Here is a 17,610-nt window from a genome sequence, read left to right on the forward strand (position 1 = left end):
CAAGGTGTGGAAAAGTCTAGAAGCGCCACTCCCTTCACCACGAGCACAGGTCCGCCGGTTTGGGAGAAGCACAGCGCTATCGTCGAAGCCGCGGCTTGCGCGTTGGTTGCGGCTGGACCGCGGTGTCTTGCGGCTGCAATCCGGGGTATGTCAGTTGAAACAATCGCCGCGGCCGGTGCTCAGGGCTTCCAGTCTGACAGCACCCGGCTCCGGTCCACGGGCGGCGGAGGCGGTGGAGATGAAATCGCCGTTCCGATGCTGACGAAGCCGGCCAGCACCTCGGCCGGCGCAATGCCCAGCGCCTCACGAAGGGTCTGGTCCTGGACGCGATCGCCGCTCAAGACGATGGCACCGAAGCCGATCGCATGGGCTGCCATCAACAACTGGCCCAGCGCCGCGCCCGCGGCGAGCCACTGCTCAGGCACGGGCACGACCGCATCCGCCTCGGGCCGCACGACGAAGGCCAGCATCGTTGGCGTCTGCGTGGCATGTGCGCGGGCACGCTCGATGTCCTGCGTCGTCGCATCGGGTGTCCTGCGGCGCTTCTCGTCCTCGAACAGATCAGCCAGTCGCGCACGTGTTGCATCGCCGAAGTCGACGAGGCGCCAAGGCAGCATGCGGCCGTGGTCCGGTGCGCGAAGGACCGCGTCCACCAAGCTCCCAAGTTGCGCGGCGCTCGGTCCAGGCGACCCAAGGCGCCTCGGAGAGACTGAGCGCCTAGACAGCATTGCAGACAGCAGCGCGTCCGTGCTCATCGTGCACTCCGTACGGTCATTGCTGCCGCGATCCTGCCCAACTCGATCACCGCCGCCTCGATCTCGGGCGACCAAGGATAGCTGTAGTTGAGCCGCATGAAATGTCCATAGGTGTTCGAGGTCGAGAACATCCGGTCGGCTCCGATCGACCATCCGCGTTCCAGCGCTTCCCTGTAGAGCGCCATGGTGCCCACATGGGGGGCCAGCTCGACCCATAACACGCAGCCGCCCTCTGGCCGAGAAAGGCGGCTGTGCTCGGGAAAGAAGCGCCGGGCCATCGAGATCATGATGCGGGCCTGCTGCGCCAGCGTCTGCCGCACCCGGCGCAGGTGATGCTTGAAGCCGTCGTTCTTCAGGTATTCCGCGACGCCGAGCTGGGGCAAGGTGGGCGTGCTGAGCCGAATCAGCTCCGGATGGCCGGGCGGTTGATCGTCCAACACGGCTCGCGCGTCGCGAAGGCGCCTGGCGAAGGCGCTGATCTGCTGATGAACGCGCTGCCAGGGAAGCAGTGTCGGGTCCGGGTAGGGTGAGCCCAGTGGCACCGCGCTGCCGGTGCGGATCGAGTTGATCGTGGTGAGTAACAGCCGGCTGGTGTCTACATCAGTCGATGTGTCCGGCGGCTGCGAGACCGCGATCGGATCCGAGCTGGGCTCGACATGGAGTGCGCGAACAAAGTAGCCGGATTGCGGCTGGCTCTCGATGAGATCGCGGCTTTCGAGTTGCAGGGATGCACGAGACACCGTGGTCACACTCAACTGGCGGGTACGGCAGGCCTCCCGGATGGAGGGAAGGTGCTCGCCCGCCCGCAGCACGCCATTGCGGATGGCGCGCTCCAGTTCATCGAACAGTCTTTCGCTGAGCTTCAAGGCGGAGCCCGTGGTTCTGGCGCGCGAGGCCCAGACCAGCTTCGGTGAGGGCGGCTGCAATATTCTGATCGGGAAGTCTCGTCAGTTCCACCAATTTCGCTTCCATGAGCGTGGAGAGGGCTCGCATGAGGTCGGTCAGTGGGAGGCCGAACTGCCGGCGCAAATGCATGATCGGTACGCGGCCCTTGTCGTCGTGTGCATCGAGCAGCACGGCCAGCAGCTTCCCGAGTAGGGAATCCGCAGGCGTGCTCATCGGGCACTCCGATCAGCGATTGATGTGGTGGAGGCCGGGTTGTCTGCTTCGTGGGGGGTCGGGTGAGATTCAATCATTGTTTCCAAAGAGTCCCGTGCATACTGGCGCTGCGTCGCACCTTGTCTTTACGCAACGGGAACCGTTCCACCGTCGATCACATACTCAACCCCTGTGATGGAAGCTGCGCGCTGAGACACCAGAAACTCGACGAGCTCGGCGACTTCCTCGGGCTTGGCGGGACGCCCAAGCGGAATACCGCCTAGGGAGTTCATTAGGGAGCGGCGCGCATTGTCGTAGTCAGTTCCCTTCTCTTTGGCGATTCTTTCAACGAGACTCACCGCAGCTTCGGTCTCGACCCAGCCAGGCGCCACGCGCACCACGCGCACGCCCTTGGGACTGACTTCCTTGGATAGGCTTTTGCTGTAGGTGGACAGTGCGGCCTTGGCTGCCGCGTAGGCAGTAGTTGCCTCCGGCAATGGCATCTGGCCCTGAATAGAGGTGATATGTACTATGACGCCGACGCCGCGAGCAAGCATGCCCGGCAGGAGGGCTCGGTCAATTCGAACGGCGGCGTAAAGATTCATGGCGAGCGCCTTCTGCCACTCGCCGTCGTCCAGCACGGCGAAGCCGCCGGCAGGTGCCGAAGAGCCTCCCGCCACGTGTACCACGATGTCCACGCCATCAAACTATTGCGCGACGGCGTGTGCAACGCTGTCACAGCCGTCCGCAGTGGACAGATCCGCGGCCACGAAGGCTGCGTTCCCAAGGTCCGCCGGCGCGGAGCGTGCCGTGGTTAACACGGTAGCCCCAGCCAGGGTTAGTCGCTCGACGACGGCGGCCCCAATCCCCTTGGTGCCGCCCGTGACAAGCGCCCTACGACCCTCGAGTTCCACAGGTGTGCGGACCTCAAGTGAGTCAATGAGGCCGTCCTTGAGGACAAACACGTGAATCAAGTCGATCCGGTTGCCGGGGAAATTGCCTTCAAGGTGCGCCAACAGCTTGAACGTGTCGCCTTCCCGCGATAGGCTGAGTGGCGTCAGCCGGTACTGGTACTTGGCTTTAGCTGCCGCCTTCCAGACGCATATGGCGTTCAAGCCACGGAACGTCTGGCCCTCGTCGCGAACTACTGCATCTGGGCGAAAGTAGTTGCTGAGCGAGGCTTCGTTGTCGGCTTCACGCGATTCGAGGTACCGCGCAATGGCATCGGGGGTTTTGACATTCATGGAAGTCAGCGAGCAAGTGGTAGTGGGCCGATGCTCGGCTTAAACTTATCAAATGACAAGTACACACCAACAAGTTAGTGCAGCACCTCTTGTCGAGCGCAAGGCCTATACGCCACTCACCGCCGCCATCGACGTCGAGGCATGTCTCAGCCTGCTGGAGGGGCGCTGGAAGCTCGTGATCCTGTTCCATCTCTTCGGTGGGAAGGTGCAGCGGTTCTCGGATCTAGAGAAATGCATCACCGGCATTTCCCAGAAGATGCTCGCCCAGCAATTGCGACAACTCGCGGCTGACGGCATCGTCGAACGCACGGTGCATCCTCAAATGCCACCAAGAGTCGACTACCGGATGACGGCTTGGGGCCAACAACTGTGCCCGGCATTGGACGGCTTGCTGAAATGGGCTGAGCTACGGGAGCAATACAGCATTCAATAGGATGGTTTTGAGTGCCCGCACCTCGAGCAGGCGAAGTTCAGCCATTGATGATCCTGAATTTTGGCAATGATTGGGGGCTAAGGCATTGCCTCATCCATTGCGCGGCGACGACAGGACGTCGGGAGCTGTCACTTTCCGCGTCAGAACGTCAACTCGAATCGCAGTTGGGCCACCCAGGCATTGCGCAACGTAAAACTGCCGTTCGGACGCATTACGTACTGCAGGTCCGGCTGCACGATCAACCATTTGGTGATCTGGGTGAGATAGCTCAGTTCAACTGCAGTTTCGGCCGCTGCCGTGTCCTGGCGCTGGATTCGCTGCGACTGGCGGTAAGGCGAGCCGTTGCGCGCACTGGCGATCGCCAGGCCGATCTGGTCGCTAGGGCGACCGGGGACCCAGCCGGTGCCAACGAGGCCCATGCCGATGTAGGTCTGGAAGCGATTGGTGCTCGCGTCCGCGGTGCCGAGCTGCATGAAGCCGGCGAGCGTCTGCTCGGCGTCGGCGCTTCGACCCAGCAGCCGCCATTCGCCGATCGCGTAGCCTCCGGTGCTGCCGTGATGGAGCGCGCCGAGCGCCCCCGCCGGGCCGACGTCCGGGTAGCTCCCCGTGTAGTGCCAGACACCGAGCGCTAGCTTGTCCTGATAGGGCGAAAGGCTGGAGAAGCGACCGATGCGATCGCGCGGGCTCGTCTGGTCGTCCGCGGCCTTGGTCGGCCGCGAGAGAAAGGCGGCCTCCGCGACGGCCAGTGCACCATCGCCCGGGCGGAAAGCACCACGTGAGCCGTCCGGCCGCACCACGGGCACTCCGTCCAGCAACGCAGCGCGAAGGACCATCCCTGGTGCGGGCTTGGCCGCGACGCGCACGCCCATCGCAGTGCGTGGGAATATGGACGGCCCCTCGACGCCACTTTGGGAAAACTCGGGACCCATGCCGAACGAACTGTTGAGGAACAGACCCGCGGCCTGCAGGTGATAGAACTCGGTGTTCAGATCATAGATCCCGCCTAGCACCGACATGGTTGAGTTCCGGAAATTGTGCTGCACCCAGAGCTCCTCGATGTCGGTTCCCGAGGGGCCAGCGATGTTGGTCACACCCTGCGCATCACCGACCCAGGCTCCCGGCGGTGTTCCGTGCAAGGAGCGAATATCCATCAGCGCGGTGGTGCCGGCCCAGGCGGAGGTTTCGGGCGCAGTGGCGTGCAGGCGCACATGCAGGCTTCCCACAAAGGTTTCGCCCTCGCGGGCGCCGCCCTGCAACACGCCGATGGCCGAGCCGTCATAGACCAGCGAAGGAGTGAGCACGCGTTCCTACGCACTGCCATTCTCCGCCGCGCTTGCGGCGAAGGCCGCGGCCATGAATACAAGCCGCGATGTGAGCGCATTGCTCATGTGTCACTGACATCAAGCCGCCCCAGCAGAGGGCTCGTTAACCGCCTGCTTCCGCCGCGCAAAGTCCCGATTCGACGGCTGGCCTGAGTTGATGGTCCTGCACCAGCCCCAAATGATTCTCCCGATTTCGCGGCAAAGCCGTCTGGGAAACTTTCGCCCGGCTTGTACTGGACTCCGGCGCGGTGTGAGGCTTGTGCCCCCTCAGCGGATAGGGAAGAACTGGCGTTGTGGACAAGGAGGGAAACTAGCGTGCGCAAAGGGGTGCGCAGAGCTTCGATCTGTTCACTGCGGCTGGCGCCGTGCATGCACCAGTGGCAGAAATGTTCGCAGTTGTTGCTCCATACGGAGAAGCGATTCTCTCCCAATCGGCGTCGTGCCCGCTCAACACGAGCCGCCCCGTCACAGGGAGTTTGGGAGCTGTCACGGACCAGCAGTGGGTGGCCGAGGCAGAAGTGCGCAAGAGACACCTCCTCTACCGGTCCGCGACGCCAGCGGCGGCTGAAGCCAGAGTAGTGAATCACGCGGCCGTTACCCGCGTAGATTCCGTGGTGAGAATAACCTCTGCGCGGTGACACCAGATGGTCTCCGACTGCCAACTCGTCCAGAGCAAGCACGGGTTGTGTATGTGGTTTCATGCACGCCAGTCTCGGCTCTCGACGATGCGGAACTATGTCTCAGAGCGCCGGCGTCCATTGCATTTGAAACGGCACGGCAATATCCGCGGGTGATGCCGGGAGACCCAGGCGCCAACCGTCGCGGCGCGGGATCGGCATATCGGTTTGATTTGCGGCCGCGAAGCCCGGATGATGGCTCTGATAACTGGAACCTCTACCGCGACGCACTGCGCCCGCTATGTTGCAGTGAATGTGTCGGCTGTACTGGGCGCCGGTTCACGACAGGATGTCAGGCCTCAGCGACGAGCTGAGCCCCGCATGTATGGGCTCCCAACTGGAAAGCTGCACACCCTGGTCCTCGATGGATGCCACGATGCGGTGACGGCACTAGTCGCCGCAGTGCCTCGGTGTGTAGCCACAATTCAAGCCGTGAGTTTGGAGGCATGTGCTCGGAACGTCGCATTGCGCTCGTCGAGGGCCTCCTGCGTCGACGGAACCATGATTGGAGCGCCTTGATGGGCGAACGCCTGGCATTGGTCGACGTAGGGGCGCAGGCGCTCATGGTAGGTTGGAGAGGCCGCTTCCATATTGCCCTCATACTCAGTCCACGTCGTTGCGAGGGTCTCCGCAGCAACCATCGCCAGCGTCGTGCCCATGCCGGACAGCAGCGCGGCGCAATGTCCCGCATCTCCGATGACTGCGACGTTGCCCTGAATCCAACTCGGCATATGGGTCTGGCTCACCGAATCGAAATAGAAGCCCTTGGCATTGGGGTCTGCGAATGCTGCGCGCAACGCGGGCACCTGCCATGCGTCGACGCGGGAGAGGAAGTCGCCGATCATCCTGCGTTGGGCGTCCAGGTCACGGTAGTCGTAGTCCACCTCGGGGCTGGCGACAAGCATCATTGCTTGCGGCCCATCGCCCGTATCGCGCACCGCAATCGTCAACCCAGGAATGTTGAGCATGCCCCGTTGCCACTCCCTATCGCTCGGAAGGTCGACGAGCGCGACGTAGTGGCCAAAGTGGCGGACATAGTCCTTCTCCGGTCCGAAGGCGAGCTTACGTACGTTGGAGTGAAGGCCGTCGGCGCCGACGACTAGGTGGTAGTGACCTTTCAGCCCATCCGTGAAGATGACGTCCACGCCGCCAGACCCGTCGCTCAGCGAAGAGATGGACGTCCTAAAGCGAAACTCGACATCCGCGGGGATGGCGTTCAACAGGATCTGGTTGAGCCGATCGCGCGTGATCTCGGTGTCCTCGCCCGTCTCATTGGCAAACCAGCGCAGATCGAGAGTCGCGACCTGTGTGCCCGCGCCGTCAAGAACCGGCGCAGGCTCGAAAATGGTGACCTTCTCCTCAACAATTCTCGCCAGAATGCCCATGCGTTCGGCAGTCGCGAGTGCGCGGCCTCGAACGTCGATGGGTGCGCCTCCGGGACGCAGGCCATCTGCGCGCTCGACGATAGTCACTCGGTGGCCGAGTCGGGAGAACCAAAATGCGGCCGACAGACCAGCCATGCTGGCTCCGGAGATGAGGACGTTCATGGGTCTGCTCCTACAGCTTGAATTCCTTGGCCATCCGGACCACCGCCTGCTTGTCGAAGGCGTTGATGTCTTCGATCAGCTCGTTGGTGAACAGGCGATTCGGGTCGCCGAGTTCCTCGGCGAGCTTTGGGTTTTTGGTACTCTCCGCGGTCATCTCGATGTTGGCTTTCCATTCGGCGAGCGACGATGCACCCATGCGCTGGTCTGGGTCGTCGGGCCGGCGCATCTAGCTGTTCTTGCGGTCCTTGAGGATGAAAGCCAGTTCCTTGCGCGCCTCGTCCTCGCTGCGGCCCTTGGGCCGGCTTTCGGGGTACACCGACCAGTGCAGGTCGATTGCCGCGTCGAGGTTGGCATTCGCGAAGATCGTCGACTTGGCGATGCCCTGGAACAAAGCCACAACCGATTTGCGGTCCTCCTTCAGTAGCTTGCGCGGCACGCACATCCAGCCCGAGCCCAGCTGCGCGAACTTCGGCGTGAGGGGCACGTAGCGCAGCTTGGTACCAACCAGCTCGATGCGCGCGGTGATGGTGTCGAAGGCCACCATCGCATCCACCCGGTCGTTGTCGATCGCCGCGCCTGCCGGCGCGCCGTCGCCGATCGCGATGTACTCGCACTTGTCGTCCTTCAGGCCAAGTTCCGCCAGCATGGTCTTCGTGATGACGATGCCGGTGTCGCCCTGACTGCGCACGCCGATGCGCTTGCCCGCGAGGTCCGCCGCCGACTTAATCGGGCTGTCCGGCTTCACCACGATCACGTTGGCATTGCGCGGCAGCCACTTGTACACGCTCACCAAGTCGAGCCCCGGGTCCTTGGCCATCGCCGGCAGCAGTACGCCAGGCACCGCCGGGCCGAACTCCACGTGGCCGCCGCGCAGGCTTTGGAGCGCCTGGGTCATGCTGGACATGTTGACGTACTCGACGTCCACACCATTGGGCTTGTAGAAGTTGAGTCTGGGAGATTGGCCTGCGGTAACGAAGCATTGCTGGGGGTCGTTCACCCCGACGGTATTGGCGACCCGCATCACCCGCTCACTCTGCGCCAGCGCCGGCAGTTCGGCGGCTAGGCCAAGGGCACCAATGCCCAGGCCAAAATTACGTCGCGTCAACATGGTTTACTCCTTTGTGAAGAAATAGGGGAGGGGGCCGGGTTCAGACGTTGACCGTCCGCTTCGATGTGTCGGCCGGCATCCAGTGCAGCACGCGGCGTTCGATTCGGCGTAGGAGGCCGGTCAGTACGATGCCGATCACCGACAGCAACACGCACACGGCGAAGCTGCCGCCGGTGTCCATCTGCGCCTCCATCTGCAGAATGAGCACGCCCAGGCCGGCCTGGGCGCCGACGAACTCGCCGACGACCGCGCCCACCACGCTGAAGGCGGCGGCCATGTTCAGCCCCGCGAAGATATAGGGCAGCGCGCTCGGAAACTTCGCCTTGCGGAAGATCTGCCACTGCGTTGCGGACAGCGAGCGCAGCAGGTCGATCCGGTCCGGGTCCACCGCCTTAAAGCCCGCGATGCTGGTGACCAGCACCGGGAAAAAGGTGAGCAGGCAGATGATCACCACCTTCGAGCTGATGCCGAAGCCCAGCCACACCACGATGATGGGGGCGATGGCCACCTTGGGTACGCTTTGCAAGGCGGCGACGTATGGCTCAAGCAGCGTCTCGACTCTTGGCATCTGCGACACGACGATACCAATGGCGAGTCCGATCCCGCTGCCGATCACAAAGCCCAGCAGGATCTCGGCCACGGTCACGCCTCCGTGATACCAGAAGCCGTCCTTCGCGAGTGGGCCGGTCGCGAGGCCGCGCCACAGCGCAACTGCGATGTCGCTGACCGGTGGCACTAGGTGCTTGGGCACCTTGAAGAGCCGCACCGCGGCTTCCCACGAACCAAGCAGCGCGACGAGGAGCAAGACCGACTGCACCCGCGTAGTGGCAAAAGGGTTGGCGCGCCGTGTCGGCTTCGCCCCCGTCGGACTAGGTGACTGCGGAATGGAATCGTTGGTTGTGAGCATGGCGGTGGTCATGACGGTCTCTCTCAGTCAAACGAAGCGGCGTGCGAAAAGCGCTCGCGGATGGATGCGGATGCGGCGGCGAAGACGGGGTGGGACATCACCTCCATGGAGCGCGGACGAGGTAGATCGATGGGTAGCACGCGCTCCAGCGTGCCGGGTCGCGAAGACATGACGAATACCCTGTCGCCGAGGAAGATCGCTTCCGGGATCGAGTGCGTGATGAGGACCACGGTCTTGCCGCTTTCCATCCAGATGCGCTGCAGCTCCAGGTTCATGCGCTCGCGCGTCATCGCGTCGAGTGCACCGAATGGCTCGTCCATCAGCAGGATCTTCGGGTCGTGCAGCAGGGCCCGCGCGATGGAGGCGCGCTGCTGCATGCCGCCGCTCAGCTGCCGGGGCAGCTTGTGCTCGAAGCCCTCGAGACGGACCATGTGCAACAGTTGCGTCGCGCGCTCGCGTGCCCGCTTCATCGGAATTCCCAGCACCTCGGCCGGGAGCATCACGTTCTCGAGGATGGTGCGCCAAGGCAGGAGGATCGAGCTCTGGAATACAACGCCTACGTCGCGCCGCGTGCCCCGGATCGGCTGCCCATCGAGCACCACGTGGCCGATGTCGTAGTTCAGTAGGCCTGCGAGTATGCGCAGCAAAGTGCTCTTTCCGCAGCCGCTCGGGCCGACGATGGTCACGAAGCTGCCTTGCTCGATGCTGCAGTCGATGTCCTTCAGTGCGAGCACGCCTTGGCCGCCATCGCCGAAATGCTTCGAGAGTCCTTCGATGCGGATGTAGTCGGGACGTCCGCGTGTGCGTTCGTGGTTCGTGCTCATTGCTTGGTTCCTTGTGGACTGAGGAAGCGGACGATGTGATGCGCCAGGACCTCCGGCGCCTGCATGGCGGTGACGTGGCCGATGCCCGGCAGCATTGCCGCGTCGGCGCCGCGGATCCGACCTGACATCGCGAGGGTCACGGCCGGAGGCACTACGCGATCGAGTTCGCCGGCCAGCACCAGCGTGGGTGCGACGATGTCGGCCACGCCCATGTCGAGCGCGGTCGCCACGGTGGCTGCGCGGCTCGAGGAGCGGGTTGATTCGGGCCGTGCCTGGGCAAAGATGCACCGCAGTTCGGGCCGCTTCTCGAGGAAGGCTTCGGGGAAGAACCAGGTTGCCAGTTCCTCGGCTGTGTCCGGAAGGCCGCGCCGCAACTCGCCCAGCTGGCGCGCATCGGGACACAGCTCCTCATAGGGCCTGGGCAGCGGCCAGGTGCTGGCCAGCACCAAGTGATCTACGACGCGCGGATACAGCAAAGCCAGTGCCTGCGCCACCCGTCCGCCGAAGGACGAGCCAAACACATGTGCGCGCCGAAATCCCAGCGCCTTCATGAGCTCTTGCGCATCCTTTGCCAGATCTGCGAGGGTCGATGGACGATCCGGGCCCTCGGTTTCGCCGCAATCCCGCTGGTCGTACGCAATCACGGTGAAGTACTTTGACAGATGCGGCACCAGCGCCGCGAACATCAGACGCGAGGCCTCTGCGCCATGCATCAGGAGCAACGGCGGGCCGTCTCCCTCACGATCGAAGGCGATGCGCAGGTCGCCCGCCCGGACGAAGTTCGTCATGCGGCGCTTCCTTCCTCTTGGTCTAGCCAAAAGGTCATCTCGATTTTGAGACCGCGCGGATCGTGGAGGAAGAGTTGGTGGATCGCCCAGCCAGGAATCGGCGCTTCGGCGAATGGCACATCGAGTGCGCGAAGGTGCTCCCGCATCTCGGCGAGCCCGTGCGAGCGGAACGAAATGTGGTCGACGTGGCCCGTGACGGGCTGCACCGGCTCGTCGGGTCTGTCCAAATGGGCGTAGAGGTGCACGATCGGCTGCCCTTCTGCGTAGAGCCACGCGCCGGGCGCGGGAATCTCTGGCCGCGCACCGACCTTAAGGCGCATCACGCACGTGTAGAAGTCGACCAGGGGCGGCAACTCTTCGGGCGTGCAGCGAATTGTGAAATGGTGGAGAGCAGTAAGGGGCATCGCATTTCCTTTTCAGTTGATCCGGAGCGACCGAGTGGTCTCGACCTCTCGATTCGGCTGCGCTGCTGCCATCGGTTCGTCCTGGGCTGCTGCAGCGGCGCCCGCATTCATAAAGCTGTAGGAAAGCCCGGCCACCGGATGGACCCAGCGCGCAGCGGTCAGTGCGAGCAGCCGGATCGCCAGGATTTGCTCTGGTTGCCAAGAGACGCGTGTTCCGAAGACGTTGAAGGTGGCGTAGCAGAGATTGCCATGCATCATCGGCACGTTGACGACGCTGCGTAGTTGGTGTGCACGCATCTGGTCGAAGTCGTCGAAGGTCCGGGCAAGAACATCCTCCCCTTCGCCGACAAACACCCGACCCTGCACGAAGAGGCACTGGGTCCATTGCGTCAGGGTCTTGCGCTTGGCGCCATTGACCGGGAAAGCGCCGCCCTCCGACGAATAGAAGCGACGCAGTAGGATCTCCCCGGCAGCATCGTGCGCGGTCGTCACGTTTTGCTGGATGCTGAAGATGCCGCCGCAGGCAATCAACGAACGATGCAGATCGATCCTCTGCAGGGCCTGATCGGCGGTTCGCGAGTCGGCGAGGTCGTCCAGCAACTCCGTCGTAAGGGCCGTGGTCGTCGGGGCGTTGATCGAGTCCATGGAAAAATTCTAGGATTTGAGCTTCACAAAAGTGAAATAATTTCTCATAGACCTATAACCGTGGAGTTAAGGATTGCCTGGCACCATCGACCCCGCTGCTGCACTGCAGCATTCGCTGCTTTCTCGTCTGAAGTTGCGGCAATTGACTTTGCTGCAGGCCGTTGATCGACACCGCTCGCTTGTGCGGGTGGCAGACCAGATGCAACTCAGCCAGCCTGCCATCACCAAGGCGCTGCACGAAGTCGAAGACATCTTTGGCAGCCGGCTCTTCGACCGTACGAGCCGCGGGCTTGTGCCGACCGCTGCGGGCGAGGCTGCGCTGCACTGCGCCAAGCGCTGGCTCGCTGAACTTGAGGCAACTACGCGTGTACTTACCTCACTCGAAGCGGGTCGCAGCGGACGAATTCGGTTGGGCTTGACGCAGCAGGTGCCCCAACAGCTCATGGCATCCGCGTTAACGCATCTGCTCGACCGGTCGCCGCGGATTTCCGTGATGGTGCGCGAAGGCACAACGGACGAACTGGTCGCCAGCTTGGTCGCACGCGAGATCGACTGCGCGATCGGGCGCTCCTATGACGGCGACGCGAGTGGTTTGATCCAGCAGGCCATTTACGAGCAGGAACCCTGCTTGGTGGTCGGTGCGAAGAACGTCAAGAGGCTCTCGCGTGGGGCGCTGGACTGGGTGCGGCTCGCGCAGTTGGACTGGATCCTTCCGCCGCCCAACACGCCCATGCGCAGGACCTACAACGCGATCTTCGTCGGTGCGGGAGTGCAGCCGCCCATGCCGATCCTGGAGACCACTTCGCTACGCAGCATCGAGACGGTGCTACGGCATGAACCCAATGCCGTCACCATTTTCGCGCGCGACGTGATGCTTGACATGGAGCGCTCATGCGACTGGGCGGCGCTGCCCTACCGATTGAGCTGGAATCTGCCTCCCGTCAGCTTCTTCACGCTCAAGGAAGTCGAGGTGCACCCCACAGTACAGTCACTGCGCCGCGCGGTGAATGAGACCGCACAGCGAATGATGAAGAGCGCACGCTGAGCGCTCAATTCTGCGTGCCCACTCAGGGCACTGGCGGTCGAACCCCTCTTGCAACGGGCTTCCATGGCGGCTTATCTGTGCTTGCCGCGAGCGACTTGAGGGGCCAGTCGCTGCTACAGGGCGCGCATGTCGTTTGAAATATTCAGCGGATTGCAAGGAACGGTATCGTAACCGCCGCTGACGAGGATAGGGGCTCAATCACTTCCACTTCAGGAGCCCTCCAATGTCCACCCCTCTGGCTGAAAGCTGCGCTGATACTCCTCGCAAAACAGGAAGACGCAACCTGCTTCTCGCAGGCGCGAGCGCCACGGCTGCTGCTAGCCTTACCGCCGTTGCGGCTGCCGCAGACGCGGCCACACGCGTGCCAAGCGCCTCGCGTTCGACTGCCGCCCAAGGCGGTCTGTACGTCACCACTCAGGATGGCACCCAGATCTTCTTCAAGGACTGGGGGCCGCGCGACGCCCAACCGATCGTCTTCCACCATGGCTGGCCGCTCTCCTCGGACGACTGGGACGCACAGATGCTGTTCTTCCTGCAGCACGGTTATCGGGTCATCGCCCACGATCGCCGGGGCCATGGTCGTTCGTCGCAGGTCTCGGATGGTCACGACATGGACCACTACGCCGCAGACGCGTCGGCCGTAGCAGAGCACTTGAACCTCCACGATGCGGTGCATATTGGCCATTCCACAGGTGGCGGGGAGGTGGCTCGCTATGTCGCGCGCTACGGCCAGCCGCGGGGCAGGGTGGCCAAAGCCGTGCTGGTCAGCGCGGTGCCGCCGCTGATGGTGAAAACGCCCGGCAATCCCCGTGGAACGCCCATCGAGGTGTTTGACGATTTTCGTGCGGCACTTGCGGCAAACCGCGCTGAATTCTATGAAGCGGTGGCATCGGGTCCGTTCTACAACTTCAATCGCCCTGGGGCTAAGGTGTCGCAGCCGGTGGTACGCAACTGGTGGCGCCAGGGTATGACGGGAGGGGCCAAGGCGCACTACGACGGCATCAAGGCATTCTCGGAGACGGACCAGACCGCGGATCTCAAAGCGATCACGGTTCCGACCCTGGTGCTGCACGGCGAGGACGACCAGGTGGTCCCGATTGACGACGCCGCTCGGCTGTCGGTCAAGCTGCTGAAGAACGGCACGCTGAAGACCTATCCAGGCTACCCCCACGGCATGCTCACGATTCACGCGGATGTGATCAACCCCGATCTGTTGGCTTTCGTGAAGGGCTAGACATGATGGTCGCTCTATCGGCGAAGGAAGGCTCGTCTCCGGTATCGTGGATTGCGCACTCTGAGAGTGTGTGCCGAGCCACATTCGGAGGGCTGCCCCAGCCGCAAGCTTCGTACACGAAGCACGAGTAACCTGGAACACGAAAGCGCTCCTATGTACGAAATTTCGAAGATATCTGGAGATTCAATGATGCCCATGCAGATCGAATTCCGCGAGAAGCGGGTCCTAGTCACGGCCGGTACCAAGGGTGCGGGAAGGGCCGTGGTTGAGCTATTCCAAGAACTTGGCGCCAACGTCCTGACGACGGCGCGGCATCGGCCCGACGATGTATCAGAGGATATTTTCGTCGCAGCTGATCTGACGACAGCTGAAGGATGCGACGTGGTCGCAAAGGCCACTAGCACGCGTCTGGGCGGCGTAGACGTCCTCATCCATGTTTTAGGAGGCTCATCGTCGCCTGGCGGCGGCTTTGCGGCACTGAGCGACGACCAGTGGCGGCGGGAACTGGATCTCAACCTGATGCCAGCAGTGCGCCTTGATAGAGCCTTGCTCCCCGGAATGCTGGCGCAGGGAGGGGGGGTGATCATCCACGTCACTTCTATTCAGCACTCGCTTCCGTTGCCCGAGGCGACAACGGCATACGCCGCAGCCAAGGCGGCTCTCTCAACCTATAGCAAAAGCTTGTCAAAGGAGGTCTCTCCCAATGGCGTCCGTGTAGTGCGTGTATCGCCGGGTTGGATCGAGACCGAGGCCGCAGTTGCACTTGCAGAGCGGCTAGCTGCGCAAGCAGGCACGGACTATGAGGGCGGCAAGCAAATCATCATGAGGTCGCTTGGCGGAATACCGCTTGGTCGACCAGCCAAGCCCGCCGAGGTTGCCAACCTTATCGCGTTTCTTGCGTCGCCTTTGGCTGCGGCGATCACTGGTACGGAGTATGTGATTGATGGGGGGACCATACCAACGGCCTAGGAGAAACATGCGCCTACTCGCCCCGATCCGATCCGGGCCAATAGGCGGTGGAACGGCGCCATCGCATCGGGCGCGTTGCCATGGCGCCCGATGTGGGCGCCTTCACCGCCATCCGTGGTCCACTTGGCGACTCTTCCACATCGCTGAGGACTTGAGCCTCCAAGGTGTGACCCCGAAATGGCCTAAGGGTCTATACCTGTTCAACGCAGCTCCATCTAGCCGGTCCATCTCGGCCAGAAAGGCCGCGCGCCTGCGGATGCCCGTCATCACCATGGCGCGGCGCTCGCAGCAGGCGTTGACGAGTTGGAATAACAGGTTGCTGCCGCCCGAGCCGACCGGCAGGTAGCCGATCTCGTCGACGATCAGCAAGCTGTAGCGGCTGGGCGCGCATGGTTCCCGATCGCGCATCGCGGCGTATCGGGATTTGAAACGTGCCGCCGTATCGACCTACGGAAGATGACTCGTGTCGCCTGATATCCTCCTTACGGCGGGCGCGGCGTCGATCGTCGGTAAGCTCCGGGGCTTACGCCTGTCCACTTCTTGAATGCACGGTGAAAAGCGCTCGTCTCCTGGAAACCCACTTGGTCGGCAACTTCCGCCACCGATCTGGCCGAATCACTAAGCAGGTCGATCGCGATGTCGCGCCGCAACTCGTCCTTCACCGCCTGATATGCGGTGCCTTCGCCCTGCAGGCGCCGCTGAAGCGTCGTAGCGGCGATCCCCATATCCTGCGCCAGTCCGTTGAGGTCAGGCCACTCATTCGGTCGTTCTCGACGAAGGCGACTACGAATCCTTGCCGCGAGACCGGCGTCATCCCGGTATTTGACCAGCAGGTTTGCCGGAGCGCCTCTGAGGAACGATTGCAGGCCGAGTTCAGTGGTGGTCGGCTTGAGTACAAGAAAACTGACGTCGAAACTCACCTGCGTGACGGGTTCATCGAACGTTGCTGATGCACAAAAGCGAGATCGGTAGTCATCAACTGCTTGAGGCGCAGAGCACCTGAAGCTTGCTTCGAGCAGCGGTATCCTGCGTCTTACCAGCCAACAGCAAAGGCCATGCACTAGGATCAGCAAAGTTGCATAAGCGAACATGCGTCGCGCTTCACCACGGTCATGGACACGCAGTATCGCCCTGTTGCCGTCTATGAGGAGTTCAATGCGAAAATCGTCGAGGATGGATCGGAGAAATGCGAGTATCCGGTTCAACGCGCGCTCCAACGTACGCGCCTGCATGGCGACCTGGCACATGAGGCGAAAACTGCCGCGTCGCATGGGATGACTGTCCATTCCAAAGAACTCGTCATCCATTGCGTCTGCCAAGACTGCCCAGAGGCGTGCATAGGCAGTCGCTGTGACCCGGGCCCTAGGCACTCTCACTAGGTCGGCGTCAATGTTGCTATGGCCGAGCAGGGAGGGAACATCGAATCCGCGTTCGATTGCAACTTGGACGGCCTCACGCACCAAATCGACCGAGATCGTCCCCTTTGGACGAGAGTCTGCAATTTCTGCCGTGCGTCGGGTACTCGGGCGTGGCCTGCTCATGGCTCCTAGCCTATCTCAAATGCCCGATTACCTCACTGAGCCTGGGGCGCACGGGCATCGCCATTGGACCAACTGAATCCTAGACTGCGCTAAGGCGGCGCCCTCATCATTAGGAGCTTGAATTGAGAATCGAATCGAATGTGTTCATTGTGACCGGTGGAGCCTCTGGCTTGGGGGAAGGCACGGCACGTATGCTGGCCGAGGCTGGCGCCAAGGTGGTAATCGCCGACATGCAGTTGGACAAGGGCGAGGCGGTAGCACGCGAGATCGGCGGCACCTTCGTCGAGTGCGACGTGAGCCAGGAGGCCGCCGGCCAGGCCGCCGTCGCGGCAGCGCTCAAGCTGGGCAAGCTGGCGGGACTGGTCAACTGTGCCGGTGTGGCGCCGGCGGAGAAGACGGTGGGCAAGAATGGCCCGCACGCCCTGGCCGTCTTCAGCAAGGCCATCGCGGTCAACCTGCTGGGCACCTTCAACATGATTCGACTGGCGGCCGACGCCATGGCGAAGAACGAGCCCGAATCCACCGGCGAGCGCGGCGTGCTGATCTCCACCGCCTCGGTCGCGGCCTATGACGGCCAGATCGGCCAGGCGGCCTACAGCGCCTCCAAGGGCGGCGTGGTCGGCATGACCCTGCCGATCGCCCGCGACCTCGCTCGCAACGGTATCCGCAACATGACGATCGCGCCCGGTATCTTCGGCACGCCGATGCTCTTCGGCATGCCGCAGGAAGTGCAGGATGCGTTGGCCGCCAGCGTGCCCTTCCCTTCCCGCCTAGGCACGCCGCAGGACTACGCCAAGCTGGCACGGCACATCATCGAGAACGACATGCTCAACGGCGAGGTGATCCGCCTGGACGGCGCGATCAGGTTGCCTCCGAGATAGCGCAGGTCCAACTCCCCCAAGGAATCCTATGTCCGAATCCATCGTCATCATCGGTGCCGCGCGCACCCCCATGGGCAGCTTCCAGGGCGACTTCTCATCCCTCTCGGCGCATGACCTCGGCGGCGTCGCCATCAAGGCGGCGGTCGAGCGCGCCGGCATCCCGGCCGACAGCGTCGGCGAGGTGCTGT

General features: G+C 62.8%; 20 protein-coding genes and 3 pseudogenes. 6 read left to right on the top strand and 17 right to left on the bottom strand.

What is annotated here, in order from left to right; all coding sequences use genetic code 11:
- Positions 1-179: 179 nt before the first annotated feature.
- The 5 genes and pseudogenes from QZH52_RS32140 to QZH52_RS32160 all read right to left on the bottom strand — a co-directional run.
- A complete protein-coding gene (locus QZH52_RS32140) occupies positions 180-755 on the bottom strand; it encodes a nitroreductase family protein (protein WP_366919342.1) in 576 nt (191 codons plus the stop codon).
- Entirely contained in the window at positions 752-1,621 is an 870-nt protein-coding gene (locus QZH52_RS32145) for a GntR family transcriptional regulator (RefSeq protein WP_301815146.1), read from the bottom strand. Before QZH52_RS32145 ends, QZH52_RS32140 begins: the two co-directional genes overlap by 4 nt.
- Positions 1,593-1,874, bottom strand: a complete 282-nt coding sequence (locus tag QZH52_RS32150; RefSeq protein ID WP_301815147.1) for an integrase — start codon at positions 1,872-1,874, stop codon at positions 1,593-1,595. The genes QZH52_RS32145 and QZH52_RS32150 overlap by 29 nt, the downstream gene beginning before the upstream one ends.
- A gap of 125 nt (positions 1,875-1,999) precedes the next feature.
- Positions 2,000-2,767: pseudogene (locus QZH52_RS32155) on the bottom strand (SDR family oxidoreductase).
- Between the two features lie 36 nt (positions 2,768-2,803).
- Positions 2,804-3,097, bottom strand: a pseudogene (locus tag QZH52_RS32160) (nuclear transport factor 2 family protein); the annotation flags it as partial.
- A 52-nt stretch (positions 3,098-3,149) separates the two neighbouring features.
- Between QZH52_RS32160 and QZH52_RS32165 the strand changes: the two are divergent.
- Positions 3,150-3,530 (top strand): winged helix-turn-helix transcriptional regulator, encoded by a 381-nt coding sequence (locus QZH52_RS32165; protein WP_301815148.1) that lies wholly within the window; start codon positions 3,150-3,152, stop codon positions 3,528-3,530.
- 140 nt (positions 3,531-3,670) lie between these two features.
- Here QZH52_RS32165 and QZH52_RS32170 read toward each other — a convergent pair whose 3' ends face one another.
- The 10 genes from QZH52_RS32170 to QZH52_RS32215 form a co-directional block, all read right to left on the bottom strand.
- Positions 3,671-4,831 (bottom strand): carbohydrate porin, encoded by a 1,161-nt coding sequence (locus QZH52_RS32170; protein ID WP_301815149.1) that lies wholly within the window; start codon positions 4,829-4,831, stop codon positions 3,671-3,673.
- A gap of 83 nt (positions 4,832-4,914) precedes the next feature.
- Entirely contained in the window at positions 4,915-5,553 is a 639-nt protein-coding gene (locus tag QZH52_RS32175; RefSeq protein WP_301815151.1) for a lecithin retinol acyltransferase family protein, read from the bottom strand.
- Positions 5,554-5,954: 401 nt separating this feature from the next.
- Positions 5,955-7,076 (bottom strand): FAD-dependent monooxygenase, encoded by a 1,122-nt coding sequence (locus tag QZH52_RS32180; protein WP_301815152.1) that lies wholly within the window; start codon positions 7,074-7,076, stop codon positions 5,955-5,957.
- A 10-nt stretch (positions 7,077-7,086) separates the two neighbouring features.
- Positions 7,087-7,302 (bottom strand): hypothetical protein, encoded by a 216-nt coding sequence (locus tag QZH52_RS32185; RefSeq protein ID WP_301815153.1) that lies wholly within the window; start codon positions 7,300-7,302, stop codon positions 7,087-7,089.
- Complete coding sequence (locus tag QZH52_RS32190) at positions 7,303-8,184, bottom strand: ABC transporter substrate-binding protein (RefSeq protein ID WP_301815154.1); 882 nt, start codon at positions 8,182-8,184, stop codon at positions 7,303-7,305.
- A 40-nt stretch (positions 8,185-8,224) separates the two neighbouring features.
- Positions 8,225-9,103 carry an ABC transporter permease gene (locus QZH52_RS32195; RefSeq protein ID WP_301815155.1) on the bottom strand — a complete coding sequence of 293 codons (879 nt, stop codon included), beginning with the start codon at positions 9,101-9,103 and terminating at the stop codon, positions 8,225-8,227.
- Positions 9,104-9,114: 11 nt separating this feature from the next.
- Positions 9,115-9,915 (bottom strand): ABC transporter ATP-binding protein, encoded by an 801-nt coding sequence (locus tag QZH52_RS32200; protein WP_301815156.1) that lies wholly within the window; start codon positions 9,913-9,915, stop codon positions 9,115-9,117.
- Positions 9,912-10,703 (bottom strand): alpha/beta fold hydrolase, encoded by a 792-nt coding sequence (locus QZH52_RS32205; protein ID WP_301815157.1) that lies wholly within the window; start codon positions 10,701-10,703, stop codon positions 9,912-9,914. Before QZH52_RS32205 ends, QZH52_RS32200 begins: the two co-directional genes overlap by 4 nt.
- Entirely contained in the window at positions 10,700-11,107 is a 408-nt protein-coding gene (locus tag QZH52_RS32210) for a VOC family protein (RefSeq protein ID WP_301815158.1), read from the bottom strand. Before QZH52_RS32210 ends, QZH52_RS32205 begins: the two co-directional genes overlap by 4 nt.
- A 12-nt stretch (positions 11,108-11,119) precedes the next feature.
- On the bottom strand, positions 11,120-11,752 hold the full coding sequence (locus QZH52_RS32215; RefSeq protein ID WP_301815159.1) for a GAF domain-containing protein: 633 nt from the start codon (positions 11,750-11,752) through the stop codon (positions 11,120-11,122).
- A 73-nt stretch (positions 11,753-11,825) separates the two neighbouring features.
- Here QZH52_RS32215 and QZH52_RS32220 point away from each other — a divergent pair, with 73 nt between their 5' ends.
- The 3 genes from QZH52_RS32220 to QZH52_RS32230 all read left to right on the top strand — a co-directional run bounded on the left by QZH52_RS32220 (position 11,826) and on the right by QZH52_RS32230 (position 15,000).
- Complete coding sequence (locus QZH52_RS32220; RefSeq protein WP_301815160.1) at positions 11,826-12,797, top strand: LysR family transcriptional regulator; 972 nt, start codon at positions 11,826-11,828, stop codon at positions 12,795-12,797.
- A 223-nt stretch (positions 12,798-13,020) separates the two neighbouring features.
- The gene (locus QZH52_RS32225; protein ID WP_301815161.1) at positions 13,021-14,031 is read left to right on the top strand and encodes an alpha/beta fold hydrolase; all 1,011 of its coding nucleotides are present in this window, start codon (positions 13,021-13,023) and stop codon (positions 14,029-14,031) included.
- A 195-nt stretch (positions 14,032-14,226) separates the two neighbouring features.
- A complete protein-coding gene (locus QZH52_RS32230; protein ID WP_436411656.1) occupies positions 14,227-15,000 on the top strand; it encodes an SDR family oxidoreductase in 774 nt (257 codons plus the stop codon).
- Positions 15,001-15,252: 252 nt separating this feature from the next.
- Here QZH52_RS32230 and QZH52_RS38900 read toward each other — a convergent pair.
- Positions 15,253-15,381: pseudogene (locus QZH52_RS38900) on the bottom strand (ATP-binding protein); the annotation flags it as partial.
- 101 nt (positions 15,382-15,482) lie between these two features.
- Positions 15,483-16,541 carry an AraC family transcriptional regulator gene (locus QZH52_RS32240; protein ID WP_366919343.1) on the bottom strand — a complete coding sequence of 353 codons (1,059 nt, stop codon included), beginning with the start codon at positions 16,539-16,541 and terminating at the stop codon, positions 15,483-15,485.
- 122 nt (positions 16,542-16,663) lie between these two features.
- Here QZH52_RS32240 and QZH52_RS32245 point away from each other — a divergent pair, with 122 nt between their 5' ends.
- A complete protein-coding gene (locus tag QZH52_RS32245; protein WP_301815163.1) occupies positions 16,664-17,422 on the top strand; it encodes a 3-hydroxyacyl-CoA dehydrogenase in 759 nt (252 codons plus the stop codon).
- Positions 17,423-17,450: 28 nt separating this feature from the next.
- Positions 17,451-17,610 (top strand): thiolase family protein (locus QZH52_RS32250; RefSeq protein ID WP_495574037.1); only part of this gene is annotated, 160 nt, incomplete at its 3' end.

The sequence above is a fragment of the Variovorax ginsengisoli genome (assembly GCF_030486595.1).
Lineage (GTDB): Bacteria > Pseudomonadota > Gammaproteobacteria > Burkholderiales > Burkholderiaceae_C > Variovorax > Variovorax ginsengisoli_B.

Excerpts from the sequence above, each read along its gene's own strand:
- QZH52_RS32190 (WP_301815154.1), bottom strand. The coding sequence starts at position 8,184 with ATGTTGACGCGACGTAATTTTGGCCTGGGCATTGGTGCCCTTGGCCTA.
- QZH52_RS32175 (WP_301815151.1), bottom strand. The coding sequence starts at position 5,553 with ATGAAACCACATACACAACCCGTGCTTGCTCTGGACGAGTTGGCAGTC.
- QZH52_RS32150 (WP_301815147.1), bottom strand. The coding sequence starts at position 1,874 with ATGAGCACGCCTGCGGATTCCCTACTCGGGAAGCTGCTGGCCGTGCTG.
- QZH52_RS32185 (WP_301815153.1), bottom strand. The coding sequence starts at position 7,302 with ATGCGCCGGCCCGACGACCCAGACCAGCGCATGGGTGCATCGTCGCTC.
- QZH52_RS32205 (WP_301815157.1), bottom strand. The coding sequence starts at position 10,703 with ATGACGAACTTCGTCCGGGCGGGCGACCTGCGCATCGCCTTCGATCGT.
- QZH52_RS32165 (WP_301815148.1), top strand. The coding sequence starts at position 3,150 with ATGACAAGTACACACCAACAAGTTAGTGCAGCACCTCTTGTCGAGCGC.
- QZH52_RS32180 (WP_301815152.1), bottom strand. The coding sequence starts at position 7,076 with ATGAACGTCCTCATCTCCGGAGCCAGCATGGCTGGTCTGTCGGCCGCA.
- QZH52_RS32195 (WP_301815155.1), bottom strand. The coding sequence starts at position 9,103 with ATGACCACCGCCATGCTCACAACCAACGATTCCATTCCGCAGTCACCT.
- QZH52_RS32225 (WP_301815161.1), top strand. The coding sequence starts at position 13,021 with ATGTCCACCCCTCTGGCTGAAAGCTGCGCTGATACTCCTCGCAAAACA.
- QZH52_RS32215 (WP_301815159.1), bottom strand. The coding sequence starts at position 11,752 with ATGGACTCGATCAACGCCCCGACGACCACGGCCCTTACGACGGAGTTG.
- QZH52_RS32200 (WP_301815156.1), bottom strand. The coding sequence starts at position 9,915 with ATGAGCACGAACCACGAACGCACACGCGGACGTCCCGACTACATCCGC.
- QZH52_RS32240 (WP_366919343.1), bottom strand. The coding sequence starts at position 16,541 with ATGAGCAGGCCACGCCCGAGTACCCGACGCACGGCAGAAATTGCAGAC.
- QZH52_RS32140 (WP_366919342.1), bottom strand. The coding sequence starts at position 755 with ATGAGCACGGACGCGCTGCTGTCTGCAATGCTGTCTAGGCGCTCAGTC.
- QZH52_RS32210 (WP_301815158.1), bottom strand. The coding sequence starts at position 11,107 with ATGCCCCTTACTGCTCTCCACCATTTCACAATTCGCTGCACGCCCGAA.
- QZH52_RS32230 (WP_436411656.1), top strand. The coding sequence starts at position 14,227 with ATGCAGATCGAATTCCGCGAGAAGCGGGTCCTAGTCACGGCCGGTACC.